The sequence below is a fragment of the Pseudomonas sp. TWI929 genome, assembly GCF_039673335.1.
Classification (GTDB): domain Bacteria; phylum Pseudomonadota; class Gammaproteobacteria; order Pseudomonadales; family Pseudomonadaceae; genus Aquipseudomonas.
Genome location: NZ_JBDJLK010000006.1, coordinates 120,537 through 133,474 on the forward strand (window position 1 = coordinate 120,537; position 12,938 = coordinate 133,474).

A 12,938-nucleotide genomic window follows, 5' to 3' on the forward strand; every position below is an offset into this window, starting at 1 on the left:
TTGCGTGTCTTCAGTCGCAGGAGCCGATGCAAACCGCCAATGGTTTGTCGGCCAAGGTGCTCGATGTCAAGAATAGGGTGCTTGGCGGCCAATGGGAAATTTCTTCGCATCATCGGCTGAATAGACAGGATTAATGTTCATCCTGTTCCTCAAGCGCCTGAAGAAATAGCAGCAAGGTGACCTCTTCGGGGTCCAGGCCTTTGCGTACACGGTTTTTCGGCAAGTTGGCCAGGCGCCCCAGGGCGTAGTGTTCAAGTACAGCGGGGTGGATGTAGCAGCGTCTGCACACCGCCGGTGTATTGCCCAGGCGTGTAGCGACCTGGCGGACTATGGCGGCGACATGGCGTTTGGCTTCGCTCTCGGGCTCCCAGGCCAGGGGCCTGAGCAGGTCCAGGGCGAGGCTGCTGCCGGCCCAGGTGCGGTAGTCCTTGGCGGTAAAGTCGGCGTCAGTCAGCTGCTGCAGGAACTGGTTGACCTCGCCGGAACCGACGCTGTGGCGCTGGCCGTCTTCATCCAGGTACTGGAACAGCGATTGCCCGGGCAGCTCCATGCAGCGTTTGAGCAGGTTGGCCAGGCGCCGGTCGTGGAGGGTGACGTTGTGCTCGACGCCGCGCTTGCCGCGGAACTGGAAGCGGATACTGCTACCTTTCACCTCGACGTGGCGGTTACGCAGGGTGGTCAGGCCATAGGATCGGTTTTCACGCAGGTAGCGCTGGTTACCAATGCGGATCAGGGTGTGGTCGAGCAGGCTGACCACCAGCGCCATGACCTTTTCCCGGTCCAGGCCCGGTCGGGCCAGGTGTGCTTCCAGTTGCGCGCGCAGCTTTGGCAGGGCCTGGGCAAAGGCCAGCATGCGCCCGTACTTGTGCTGGTCGCGCACCTTGCGCCATTGCGCGTGGTAGCGGTACTGCTTGCGGCCTCGGGCATCGCGGCCGGTGGCCTGCAGGTGGCCCTGTGGGTCGGCGCAAATCCACACATCGGTGTAGGCCGGGGGAATCACCAGCGCGGCGATGCGTGCGAGGGTGGCGCTGTCGCGCACCCGCTGGCCATCGGCATCCAGGTAGATGAAGCGCCCCCGCCATTGCCGCCGGCTCAAGCCCGGCTGGCTGTCGTCAACGTAGTGCAGGGTGCGCGGCAGGGGGCAGTCGAGCATGGGCGGGGTGCCTCGATCAGGTCACAGATCTTTGGACAACGCCTGCGCGAATGATGCTCAGCCCAACAAGGCCACCGACTTGATCTGGGCGAAAAGCACCTGGCCCGGGTGCAGGCCGAGCTGGTCTGCCGAGAAGCGGGTGATGCGCGCGAGCAAGGCATTGCCGCCGGCATCCAGGCTGACCAGTACATGCGCCGGGTTGGCCGCCGGGCGGCTTTCGCGCACCCGCACCGGCAGGCGGTTGAGGATGCTCGAAGTGCTGTCGGCGGTCAGCGCCAGGCTGACGTCACGGGCCTGCACCTTGACCCGCAGGGTGCTACCCATCACATGGGCCGGGTGGGCGATGCGCAGCAGCGGCCCGCTGCTGCCGGGCAGGCGCAGGTCGAGCAGGTCGTAGTGCGGGTCGTGGCCCACCACCATGCCTTCGAATACCACGCCGGCATCCTCACCTTGGGCCAGCGACAGGTCGAGGCGGGCCAGGGTTTCGCCAATCGGGCCACTGGCCACCGCCTGGCCCTGCTCCAGCAACACCAGGTGGTCGGCCAGCCGTGCCACTTCGTCCTGGGCATGGCTGACATACACCAGCGGGATGTCCAGTTCGTCGTGCAGGCGCTCCAGGTAGGGCAGGATTTCGCGTTTGCGCGGCCCGTCGAGGGCGGCCAGCGGCTCGTCCATCAACAGCAGGCGCGGGCTGCTGAGTAGCGCGCGGGCAATGCCCACCCGCTGCGCCTCACCGCCAGACAGCGTCGCTGGCCGGCGGCCGAGCAAGTGGCCGATACCCAGCAGCTGGCAGGCCTGGTCGAGGTTGACCTTGCGTTCAGTGGCGGCTACCCGGCGCCAGCCGAACTCCAGGTTGCCGCGTACCGACAGGTGCGGGAACAGGCTGGCCTCCTGGAACACGTAGCCCACCGGGCGCAGGTGCGGTGCCTGGAAGTAGCCGCGGGCGCTGTCTTCCCAGACTTCGCCGTTGACCTCGATGTAGGCGCTGGCAGCCCGCTCCAGCCCGGCCAGGCAACGCAGGCAGCTGGTCTTGCCTGAGCCGGAGTGGCCGAACAGGGCGCTGATGCCGCGCCCGGGCAAGCGCAGGTCGACGTCCAGGGTAAAGTCGTCGCGCGCCAGGTTCAGGCGCGCCACAATCGATGCGCTCATTTCAGCTCCAGCCTGCTTTGCCGCGGCGTCCGGCGTACAGCAGGAGCAGCACCAGGAAAGAGAACACCAGCATGGCAGCTGCCAACCAGTGGGCTTGCGCGTACTCCATGGCCTCGACGTGATCGAAGATCTGCACCGAAACCACGCGGGTCTTGTCGGGGATGTTGCCACCGATCATCAGCACCACGCCAAACTCGCCCACGGTGTGGGCGAAGCCGAGGATGCTGGCAGTGATGAAGCCAGGGCGGGCCAGCGGCAGCACCACATGGACGAAGGTGTCCCAAGGGCTGGCGCGTAGCGTTGCCGCCACTTCCAGCGGGCGCTGGCCGATGGCGCCAAAGGCATTCTGCAGCGGCTGGACCACAAATGGCATGGAATACACGGTCGAACCGATCACCAGGCCAGTGAAGCTGAATACCACGGTCCCCAGGCCCATGGCCTGGGTGGCCTGGCCAAGCCAGCCATGCGGGCCGAGGGCGATCAGCAGGTAGAAGCCGATCACCGTCGGCGGCAGCACCAGCGGCAAGGCGACCACGGCGCCCACCGGCCCGCGTAGCCATGAGCGCGTGCGCGCCAGCCACCAGGCGATGGGTGTGCCGATGATCAGCAGGATCAGGGTGGTCAGGCTGGCCAGTTTGATGGTCAGCCAGATCGCGCCCAGGTCACTGGCATCCAGTGGCATCAGATTTCATAACCGTAGGACTTGATCACCGCTGCGGCTTTTGGGCCTTTGAGGTATTCGACCAGCGCTTTGGCGGCCGCATTGTCCTTGCCTTTGTTGAGGATCACGGCGTCCTGGCGGATCGGCTCGTGCAGGTTGGACGGCACGATCCAGGCCGAGCCATTGGTCACCTTGCCGTCCTTGTAGATCTGCGACAGGGCGACGAAGCCCAGCTCGGCGTTGCCGGTGGAGACGAACTGGAAGGCCTGGGTGATGTTTTGGCCTTCGACGATCTTGCCCTTGGTGGCATCGGTAAGCTTCAGCTTGTCCAGTACCTGGGTGGCGGCCAGGCCGTAAGGTGCCGCTTTGGGGTTGGCAATGGACAGGTGTTTGAACGCGTTCTTCTTCAGCACTTCACCCTTGGCATCTACGTAGCCCTCCTTCGCCGACCACAGGGCCAGGGTGCCGATGGCGTAGGTAAAGCGCGAACCGGGGACGGTTTCCTTTTCGTCTTCAAGCTTTTTCGGGGTGGTGTCGTCGGCGGCAAGGAACACTTCGAACGGTGCGCCGTTCTTGATCTGTGCGTAGAACTGCCCGGTGGCGCCGTAGGCGGCGACCAGCTTGTGGCCAGTGTCTTTTTCAAAGTCCTGGGCAATGGCCTGGATAGGTGCTGTAAAGTTCGCTGCGACCGCGACCTGAACTTCATCGGCCCAGGCGGTGTTGAAGGCAAACAGGCTGGCCAGGGCAGTGACGGCCAGGTGGGACGGGCGGATACGCATGAAGACAGCTCCTTGGGGTTATCGTTATATCTTCAACTATATAGCGATAGGCTGTTTGCCGGGAAGGGGCCGGGCCTGCTTCAAACGATGCCTAACGGCCGACCACGACCAGCGCCTTTTCGGCAATCTCCCGTGTCAGCTCCCAAGCCGGCAAATGCCTGCCCAAGCGCAACGCCTGCCCCGACCACAAATTGCTGAAATCGCTGTTGCCCTGCGGGTCGGTGATCGCCCGCAACGGCATCAATGCCCCACCGGCCAGCGGGAAGCGCGGCGCCAGCGTACTCATCGGCCCCAGCTCACGCATGAGGCGGTTGTTGATACCGCGTGCCGGGCGCCCGGTGAACAGGTTGGTCAGCGCCGTATCGCTGGCAGGCGCGCTGTCCAGCGCCTGGCGATGTGCCGGCGAAACCTTGGCTTCGGGGCAGAACAGGTAAGCCGTGCCGATCTGCACGGCAGACGCACCCAAGGCTAGTGCCGCCACCAGGCCGCGGTGGTCGCCGATGCCGCCAGCGGCAATCACCGGCACGCTGACCGCATCGGCCACCTGCGGCACCAGGGCGAAGGTGCCTATCTGGCTGGTGATGTCGTCGCTGAGGAACATGCCGCGATGGCCACCGGCTTCATAACCCATGGCGATGATCGCGTCACAGCCGTGGCGCTCCAGCCACACGGCCTCTTCCACGGTAGTGGCACTGGACAGCACCTTGGCACCGCTGGCCTTGACCCGCTGCAGCAGTTCGGCCTGCGGCAGGCCGAAGTGGAAGCTCACCACCTCCGGGCGCAGTTCCTCGACCAGCTGGCAGCTCTGTTCGTCGAAAGGTGCACGGTTGGATACCGGCGTAGGCGCCGCGAAATCGGCACCCACTTCGCTGTAGTAAGGTTCAAGGGCCTGCTTCCAGCGTGCATCGCGCTCGGCATCAGGCGTTGGCGGCTGGTGGCAGAAGAAGTTCAGGTTCAACGGGCGGCCCGGACAGCCAGCGCGGAACGCGGCAATTTCGGCACGCAGCTGTTCGCCGGTGAGCATGGCGCAGGGCAGGGCGCCCAGCCCGCCGGCCAGGCCCACGGCAATGGCCACGGGCGAGCCAGTCGCCCCCGCCATGGGCGCCTGCAGAATGGGCAGCTCGATGCCCAGCAGGTCGAGGATACGGCGGTCGGGCCAGTGGCTCATGCGATTCTCCTTGCGTGGGGCAAACGGTACGGCGGGGGCATGCGGCGGTTGTTACAGGGCCTTGCTGACCTGGATGTCGCTGATCTTCTCGGCATCGTCGCCGTGGATCTTGCGCAGGGCTTCCAGTGCTTGTTCTTGCGAGGCATCGGGCATCAGCGCGAAGTCCCAGCGGCGCTGGCCGTCGAGCTTGTATTTGATGACGTACTTGATGGTCTGGGTCATGGCGGCCTTATCTGAGTTTCGACGACGAACGACGGATGATCTTGATCTTGTGGGTCAGGGTTGGCTTGCGGGTGACCGAGATCGGGCGGGTGGTAACGGTATCGATGGTGATGTTCCAGAAGCCGGTGCTAGGCACGGTGATCTTCGCCGGAAACTTCTCGAAATGGCCGCCGTGGTAGGTGTGACGGCCGCCGTTCTTGAAGCTGCGGAAGTTGGCGTCGTTCATCAGGCGGATATTGCAGCGCTGGGAGCACTCGATGACGACGATGTCGTCCTCGTTGAGGTGCTCGCGCTGGTGTACGAATTTCATGTGATGCTCCGCAAGGTTTGGTTCAGCAAAGGCAAACGATACCACGATGTGCCGTTACACTGCCGCGCTGATCGCCAGGCGTAGATAATTGTGCCAAAGCACGGAGCAAAACCGCCTGGCCGTGGTCGAACCGGGTTCGTACAGGTTGAGGTGTGACAGATGAAGTGGATGGTGGCCGCGTTGACATTGGCGCTGGGAGGTTGTGTCAGTGTTTCCGAGCTGGAGCAATCGCATGCGACCCTGGATGTAATCTCAGGCAAGACCCCGCGCGAGTATGCCGATTGCGTCAAGGCGAAGCTTGCCGACAGTCGCGATCCGCTCGTGGAAGAAAAGCGCGGCCACGGCCTGCGCCTGACTGTGCCGCAGAAAGTCACGGCAGGTGTCGGCCCGGCGGCACTGGTGGATATCGATGAGCGCGGCAGCGGCAGCAGCATCAAGCTGTACGAGCGGCTGAACAACTTCCCGCTGCGCCTGGGGGACGTGCGCACGGCAGCTACCCGATGCATCTCCGGAAGTTGATCTGAGGCAAGTAAACGGCGGTTAACGGGCAATTGGCTATCTGATCGGCCGGCCTGGCGTTGTTGCGATTTCCCTTACAGGGCTAGTATCCATTTGCTTATGTTTTTTAAGCCTAAGCTTATAACAAAAGAAATGGAGATTCGTGATGACACCGTTGAGTCGCGTCGTGGTCGGCAGCCTGCTGATCCTGGCCTGGCCCGTGGCGCATGCCGCCGATGGCCAGAAAATCTTCACCCAGGGCGGGGCCAACCCCGCCGCCATGGCTTGCCTCGGTTGCCATGGCCCGGACGGCAAGGGCATTGCTGCTGCCGGCTTCCCCCGCCTGGCCGGGTTACCTGCCGGTTACCTGAGCAAACAATTGCATGACTGGCGCAGTGGCAGCCGCAAGCAGCCAGTGATGGAGCCACTGGCCAAGGCCCTGACCGAAGATGAGATCAACGCGGTCAGCGCCTATTTGGCCAGCTTGAAGGCCGACCCTGCCAGCGACCTGCGCCGCCAGCAGATCGCCGATGACCCCACCACCCGCATGGCCCTGTACGGCGACTGGAACCGGAACATCCCCGGCTGTGTGCAATGCCACGGGCCGGGTGGCGCCGGGGTTGGCGAGCACTTCCCGCCATTGGCCGGCCAGCCTGCCAGCTACCTGGTGGCGCAGCTCAATGCCTGGCGCGACGGCAGCCGCAGCAATGACCCCAACCAACTGATGGTCGGTGTGGCCAAGGCCATGACCGATGACGAGATCAAGGCCGTTGCCGAGTTCTTCGCCCGCCCCGCCAGCCAGGAGGTCAAGCCATGAAACCGATGATTCCAGCCTTGTTGCTGCTGGCCATGGGCAGCGCCCAGGCCGCGCCGATCGCCATGGAAGACCAGTCACAGTTGAAGGTGCCCGGTGTGCAGGCTGCACCGCAGTTCGTGCCGCCCGCTGAAAGCGAGTTGCCCGACAATGCCTTTGGCAAGATGGTGCGCGAAGGCCATGCCTTGTTCGTCGACACCCGCCGGCTGATGCCCGAGGCCGTGGGCAACGGCATGAACTGCAGCAACTGCCACCTCGACCAGGGGCGGCTGGCGCATTCTGCGCCGCTGTGGGGCGCCTACCCGATGTACCCGGCGTACCGCAAGAAAAACGACAAGGTCAACACCTTCGCCGAGCGTATCCAGGGCTGTTTTCAGTTCAGTATGAACGGCAAGCCACCGGCCGCCGACAGCCCACAGATGACGGCGCTGGCGGTGTACTCATATTGGCTGTCGACCAAGGCGCCGACCGGCGTGGAGATCGCCGGGCGCGGTTACCCGGAGGTGCCGCAGCCCCAGGGCGGGTATGACTTCAAGCGCGGCCAGCAGGTATACCGTGAGCAGTGTGCGATTTGCCACGGCGACAACGGCGAAGGGCAGCAGGTGGCTGGCGAATATGTGATGCCGCCACTGTGGGGCAAGGACTCCTACAACTGGGGTGCCGGCATGCACCGTATCAATACGGCGGCGTCGTTCATCAAGTACAACATGCCGCTGGGCAAGCCGGGTAGCCTCAGCGACCAGCAGGCCTGGGACGTGGCGGCGTGGATCAACCGCCATGAACGGCCACAGGACCCGCGGCTGGTGGAGGGCTCCGTCGAGAAGACGCGGGTGAAGTACCATGCCAATGACGGGGTGAACCTGTATGGGCAGAAGGTGGATGGGGTGATGATCGGGCAGGGCACCGGTAGCTGATCCATGGCTGGTACCGACCTCTTCGCCGGCATGCCCGCTCCCACAGGTACTGCATGACCTTCAGAAGCTGTGGAGGCCCTTGTGGGAGCTGGCTTGCCGGCGATAGGGCCGGTATAGGCAACCCCTGATTTGCTGTCATCCAATGGTCATGTATGACGGTAATATTTACGATCCCCCGGAACTATCTACACTGGGTTATCTCTATCTTCCCATCGGTCGGCAACAGGTGAGGCATTGTAAGGTGACTGCCGCCTGATTAGACTGCGCCGAATTCCACAGGCCTAGCCTTTTGTAAGGACGTTTATGATCAAAAAATGCTTGTTCCCGGCAGCCGGTTACGGCACTCGTTTCCTGCCTGCTACCAAAGCCATGCCCAAGGAAATGCTGCCGGTGGTCAACAAGCCACTGATCCAGTATGGCGTTGAAGAAGCATTGGATGCTGGTCTGAGCGAGATCTCCATCGTTACCGGTCGCGGCAAACGCGCCCTGGAAGACCACTTCGACATCAGCTACGAGCTGGAAAACCAGATCAAGGGCACCGACAAGGAAAAATACCTGGTCGGTATTCGTCGCCTGCTCGATGAGTGCTCGTTCTCCTACACCCGCCAGACCGAAATGAAAGGCCTGGGCCACGCCATCCTGACCGGCCGCCCGCTGATCGGCGACGAGCCGTTTGCCGTTGTGCTGGCGGACGACCTGTGTGTCAACCTCGACGGCGAAGGCGTGCTCAAGCAGATGGTTGCGCTGTACAAGAAGTACCGCTGCTCGATCGTCGCCATCCAGGAAGTCGATCCGCAAGAAACCAACAAGTACGGCGTCATCGCTGGTGAAGAGATCAAGGACGGCATCTTCCGCGTCGACGCCATGGTCGAGAAGCCGAAGCCGGAAGACGCTCCGTCGAACCTGGCGATCATCGGTCGCTACATCCTGACCCCAGACATCTTCGAGAAGATTGAACAGACCGAGCCGGGCAAAGGTGGCGAGATCCAGATTACCGACGCGCTGATGAAACAAGCAGCCGAAGGCAACGTGATCGCCTACAAGTTCAAGGGCAAGCGTTTCGACTGCGGTGGCGCTGAAGGCTACATCGAGGCGACCAACTTCTGCTTCGAGAACTTCTACAAGACTGGCAAGGCTTACTGATAAGCCCTGCTGGCCTGAAAGCCACCCCTCGGGGTGGCTTTTTTGTTTGCGGCGGCCAACGGCGTTATGCTGGGCGCCTGCCTAGGAGAGTGAATACATGGCCTACGATTTTGATCTGTTCGTGATTGGCGCCGGGTCCGGCGGTGTGCGCGCAGCGCGCTTTGCTGCCGGCTTTGGCGCAAAAGTGGCAGTGGCTGAAAGCCGCTACCTGGGCGGCACCTGCGTCAACGTTGGCTGCGTGCCGAAAAAGCTGCTGGTGTACGGCGCGCACGTCGCTGACGAACTGGAGCAGGCCGCAGGCTTCGGCTGGACCCTGGAAGAAGGGCACTTCGACTGGGGCACCCTGATTGCCAACAAGAACCGGGAAATCGAGCGCCTCAACGGCATCTACCGCAATCTGCTGGTCAACAGCGGGGTAACCCTGCTGCAGGGCCATGCCCGCCTGACCGGGGCCAATGAAGTGGAAGTGGAGGGCCAGCGCTACAGCGCCGAGCACATCCTCATCGCCACCGGCGGCTGGCCACAGGTACCGGACATTCCGGGCAAGGAACTGGCCATTACCTCCAACGAAGCCTTCTACCTCAAGGCCCTGCCACGCCGGGTGCTGGTGGTGGGCGGTGGCTACATCGCCGTCGAGTTTGCCGGCATCTTCCAGGGCCTGGGGGCCGACACCACGCTGTTGTACCGTGGTGATCTGTTCCTGCGTGGCTTCGATGGCTCGGTGCGCACCCACCTCAAGGAAGAGCTGGAAAAGCGCGGCCTTGATCTGCAGTTCAATGCCGACATCCAGCGCATCGACAAGCTCGAAGACGGCAGCCTCAAGGCTACCCTCAAGGATGGCCGCGAGTTGCTCACCGATTGTGTGTTCTATGCCACTGGCCGGCGCCCGATGCTGGACAACCTGGGCCTGGAAAATACCGGCGTCGAGCTGGATGCGCGTGGCTACATTCGCGTCGACCAGCAGTACCAGACCACTGCGCCGTCAATCCTCGCCATTGGTGATGTAATTGGCCGCGTGCAGCTGACGCCGGTGGCCCTGGCCGAAGGCATGGCGGTGGCGCGGCGCCTGTTCAAACCTGAGCAGTACCGCCCGGTGGACTACCAGAACATCCCCACCGCGGTGTTCAGCCAGCCACCAATCGGCACCGTGGGCCTGACCGAGGAGCAGGCGCTGGAGGCCGGGCACAAGGTTCAGGTGTTCGAAAGCCGCTTCCGCGCCATGAAACTGACCCTGACCGACATCCAGGAAAAGACCCTGATGAAACTGGTGGTCGATGCCGAGACCGACAAGGTGCTGGGTTGTCACATGGTTGGCCCTGACGCTGGCGAGATCATCCAGGGCCTGGGCGTTGCCCTGAAGGCCGGTGCGACCAAGCAGCAGTTCGACGAAACCATTGGCGTGCACCCGACGGCGGCCGAAGAGTTCGTGACCATGCGCACCGTCACCCGCTGATGCCACTGGCCTCATCGCCGGCTTGCCAGCTCCCACAGGCACAGCACAGGTTTCTGGCCTTGTGCTGTACCTGTGGGAGCTGGCTTGCCGGCGATGAGGCCCTTGAATATTGCGCAATCCTTTGCTCAGCCCATTCCCTTCTATTAATTAACCCCGGTTATAGCCAAAACCAATCGCAAGCATGAGCTTTGCCAATGAGCCTTCAGCGGGATGATTAGTTAGGATTCTATCCATCAACTGATTCCAACCCCATGAAGGAGCGTCTCTCATGCCAATCATCAACAGCCAAGTCAAACCGTTCAACGCCACCGCCTACCACAAGGGCGAGTTCGTACAGGTCAGCGAAGCCGACCTGAAAGGCAAGTGGTCTGTCGTGTTCTTCTACCCGGCTGACTTCACCTTCGTCTGCCCGACCGAACTGGGTGACCTTGCTGACAACTACGCCGAGTTCCAGAAACTGGGCGTGGAAATCTACGGTGTGTCCACCGACACCCACTTCACCCACAAAGCCTGGCACGACACCTCGGACACCATCGGCAAGATCGAATACCCGCTGATCGGTGACCCGACCCACGTCATCTCGCGCAACTTCGACGTGCTGATCGAAGAAGCCGGCCTGGCCGATCGCGGTACCTTCGTGATCAACCCGGAAGGCCAGATCAAGATCGTCGAACTGAACGACGGTGGTGTAGGCCGCGATGCTGCCGAACTGCTGCGCAAAGTGAAGGCTGCCCAGTACGTTGCCGCTCACCCAGGCGAAGTTTGCCCGGCCAAGTGGAAAGAAGGCGAAGCAACCCTGGCTCCATCCCTGGACCTGGTCGGCAAGATCTAAGACTGTGAACCAGTCGCGGGCGGTAAGCAGCCGCCAAAGCTGAAGTACCTACCGCCCCGTAAAAGCGCCCGGGCGACCTCGCCTGGGCGTTTTTGTATCCGAGTTTTGAAAAAAGGAATCGCCCGTATGTTGGACGCCACGCTTAAATCGCAACTGAAAACCTACCTGGAGCGGGTCACCCAGCCGATCGAGATCGTTGCCTCCCTCGACGACGGCGCGAAGTCCCGCGAATTGCATGACCTGCTGGTAGAAATTGCCAGCCTGTCGAACCTCATTACCTTCAGCGCGGACGGTACCGACGCCCGTCGCCCATCGTTCTCGCTGAACCGCCCGGGTGCTGCCCTTGATGGCAAAAGCATCAGCCTGCGTTTTGCCGGCATCCCCATGGGCCACGAATTCACCTCGCTGGTGCTGGCGCTGCTGCAAGTTGGCGGCCACCCGTCCAAGGCCAGTGCCGAAGTGATCGAGCAGATCCAGGCGCTGGAAGGCGAGTTCACCTTCGAAACCTACTTCTCGCTGTCGTGCCAGAACTGCCCGGACGTGGTCCAGGCGCTGAACCTGATGGCGGTGCTCAACCCCAACGTGCGCCACGTGGCCATCGACGGTGCGTTGTTCCAGGCTGAAGTGGAATCGCGCAAGATCATGGCGGTGCCGAGCATCTACCTGAACGGCGAATTATTTGGCCAGGGCCGTATGGGCCTGGAAGAAATCCTCGGCAAGATCGACACCAATGCCGGCGCCCGCCAAGCCGAAAAAATCAACGCCAAGGACGCTTTCGACGTGCTGGTGGTCGGCGGTGGTCCCGCTGGCGCCGCTGCTGCCATCTACGCCGCGCGTAAAGGCATCCGCACCGGTGTCGCTGCCGAGCGTTTCGGCGGCCAGGTACTCGATACCCTGGCCATCGAGAACTTCATCTCGGTGCAGGAAACCGAAGGGCCTAAGCTGGCCACGGCGCTGGAAGAGCACGTCAAGCAGTACGACGTCGACATCATGAACCTGCAGCGCGGTGAAGCGCTGATCCCGGCTACCGCTGGCGGCCTGCACGAAGTACGCCTGGCGGGCGGCGCATCGCTCAAGGCCAAGACCGTGATCCTGGCTACCGGTGCCCGCTGGCGCGAAATGAACGTGCCGGGTGAGCAGGAATACCGCGCCCGTGGCGTGGCCTACTGCCCGCACTGTGACGGCCCGCTGTTCAAGGGCAAGCGCGTGGCGGTAATCGGCGGTGGCAACTCGGGCGTGGAAGCAGCTATCGACCTGGCTGGTATCGTCGCCCAGGTGACGCTGATCGAGTTTGACAGCCAGCTGCGTGCCGATGCGGTATTGCAACGCAAGCTGCACAGCCTGCCGAACGTGAAAGTGATCACCAGTGCGCTGACCACCGAGGTGCTGGGCAATGGTGAGAAAGTGACCGGCCTGCGCTACAAGGACCGCACCACCGAGCAGCAGCACGAAGTGGCGCTGGAAGGTATCTTCGTGCAGATCGGCCTGCTGCCTAACACCGACTGGCTGAAAGGCACCATCGAGCTGTCGCCGCGTGGCGAGATCATTGTCGACGCCAAGGGCCAGACCAGCATCCCGGGTGTGTTTGCGGCGGGTGATGTGACGACCGTGCCGTACAAGCAGATCGTGATTGCGGTGGGTGAGGGTGCCAAGGCCTCGCTGGCTGCCTTTGACCACCTGATCCGCACTTCGGCACCGGCATAAGCCTGTACCGGCCCCTTCGCGGCTAAAGCCGCTTGTGTCTTGAGAGGGGATTAGAATCTGGAGTGAGAGCGGTGAATGGCAAGCTGAATGCCGGAGGTGCCTTGAGCACGTGTGGGAGCACAAGCTGCCATTCACCGT

At 62.6% G+C, this 12,938-nt stretch carries 14 protein-coding genes; 7 read left to right on the top strand and 7 right to left on the bottom strand.

Annotated elements, in window-relative coordinates; all coding sequences use genetic code 11:
• Positions 1-130 precede the first annotated feature (130 nt).
• The 7 genes from ABE456_RS05275 to ABE456_RS05305 all read right to left on the bottom strand — a co-directional run bounded on the left by ABE456_RS05275 (position 131) and on the right by ABE456_RS05305 (position 5,442).
• Positions 131-1,153, bottom strand: coding sequence for a DNA topoisomerase IB (locus ABE456_RS05275; protein WP_346643013.1), 1,023 nt, complete (start codon positions 1,151-1,153; stop codon positions 131-133).
• A gap of 57 nt (positions 1,154-1,210) precedes the next feature.
• Entirely contained in the window at positions 1,211-2,302 is a 1,092-nt protein-coding gene (modC, locus tag ABE456_RS05280; RefSeq protein ID WP_346643014.1) for a molybdenum ABC transporter ATP-binding protein, read from the bottom strand.
• Position 2,303: 1 nt separating this feature from the next.
• Positions 2,304-2,984 (bottom strand): molybdate ABC transporter permease subunit, encoded by a 681-nt coding sequence (gene modB, locus ABE456_RS05285; protein WP_346643015.1) that lies wholly within the window; start codon positions 2,982-2,984, stop codon positions 2,304-2,306.
• On the bottom strand, positions 2,984-3,742 hold the full coding sequence (gene modA / locus ABE456_RS05290) for a molybdate ABC transporter substrate-binding protein (protein ID WP_346643016.1): 759 nt from the start codon (positions 3,740-3,742) through the stop codon (positions 2,984-2,986). The genes modB and modA overlap by 1 nt, the downstream gene beginning before the upstream one ends.
• Positions 3,743-3,833: 91 nt before the next feature.
• On the bottom strand, positions 3,834-4,910 hold the full coding sequence (locus ABE456_RS05295) for a nitronate monooxygenase (protein WP_346643017.1): 1,077 nt from the start codon (positions 4,908-4,910) through the stop codon (positions 3,834-3,836).
• Positions 4,911-4,961: 51 nt separating this feature from the next.
• Positions 4,962-5,132, bottom strand: coding sequence for a hypothetical protein (locus ABE456_RS05300; protein ID WP_003250919.1), 171 nt, complete (start codon positions 5,130-5,132; stop codon positions 4,962-4,964).
• Positions 5,133-5,139: 7 nt separating this feature from the next.
• The gene (locus tag ABE456_RS05305; protein ID WP_003250918.1) at positions 5,140-5,442 is read right to left on the bottom strand and encodes a DUF1883 domain-containing protein; all 303 of its coding nucleotides are present in this window, start codon (positions 5,440-5,442) and stop codon (positions 5,140-5,142) included.
• 159 nt (positions 5,443-5,601) lie between these two features.
• Between ABE456_RS05305 and ABE456_RS05310 the strand changes: the two genes are divergently transcribed.
• The 7 genes from ABE456_RS05310 to ahpF all read left to right on the top strand — a co-directional run bounded on the left by ABE456_RS05310 (position 5,602) and on the right by ahpF (position 12,800).
• The gene (locus ABE456_RS05310) at positions 5,602-5,961 is read left to right on the top strand and encodes a hypothetical protein (protein ID WP_346643018.1); all 360 of its coding nucleotides are present in this window, start codon (positions 5,602-5,604) and stop codon (positions 5,959-5,961) included.
• 145 nt (positions 5,962-6,106) lie between these two features.
• The gene (locus tag ABE456_RS05315; RefSeq protein WP_346643019.1) at positions 6,107-6,757 is read left to right on the top strand and encodes a c-type cytochrome; all 651 of its coding nucleotides are present in this window, start codon (positions 6,107-6,109) and stop codon (positions 6,755-6,757) included.
• Positions 6,754-7,668 (top strand): c-type cytochrome, encoded by a 915-nt coding sequence (locus ABE456_RS05320; protein ID WP_346643020.1) that lies wholly within the window; start codon positions 6,754-6,756, stop codon positions 7,666-7,668. The genes ABE456_RS05315 and ABE456_RS05320 overlap by 4 nt, the downstream gene beginning before the upstream one ends.
• 303 nt (positions 7,669-7,971) lie before the next feature.
• Positions 7,972-8,811: a UTP--glucose-1-phosphate uridylyltransferase GalU gene (gene galU / locus ABE456_RS05325; protein WP_346643021.1), complete on the top strand. Its 840-nt coding sequence runs from the start codon at positions 7,972-7,974 to the stop codon at positions 8,809-8,811.
• A gap of 97 nt (positions 8,812-8,908) precedes the next feature.
• Positions 8,909-10,264 carry a glutathione-disulfide reductase gene (gene gorA / locus ABE456_RS05330; RefSeq protein ID WP_346643022.1) on the top strand — a complete coding sequence of 452 codons (1,356 nt, stop codon included), beginning with the start codon at positions 8,909-8,911 and terminating at the stop codon, positions 10,262-10,264.
• 268 nt (positions 10,265-10,532) lie between these two features.
• Positions 10,533-11,096, top strand: coding sequence for an alkyl hydroperoxide reductase subunit C (gene ahpC, locus ABE456_RS05335; protein WP_003250537.1), 564 nt, complete (start codon positions 10,533-10,535; stop codon positions 11,094-11,096).
• A 126-nt stretch (positions 11,097-11,222) separates the two neighbouring features.
• Positions 11,223-12,800, top strand: a complete 1,578-nt coding sequence (gene ahpF / locus ABE456_RS05340) for an alkyl hydroperoxide reductase subunit F (RefSeq protein WP_346643023.1) — start codon at positions 11,223-11,225, stop codon at positions 12,798-12,800.
• The last annotated feature ends 138 nt before the right edge of the window (positions 12,801-12,938 follow it).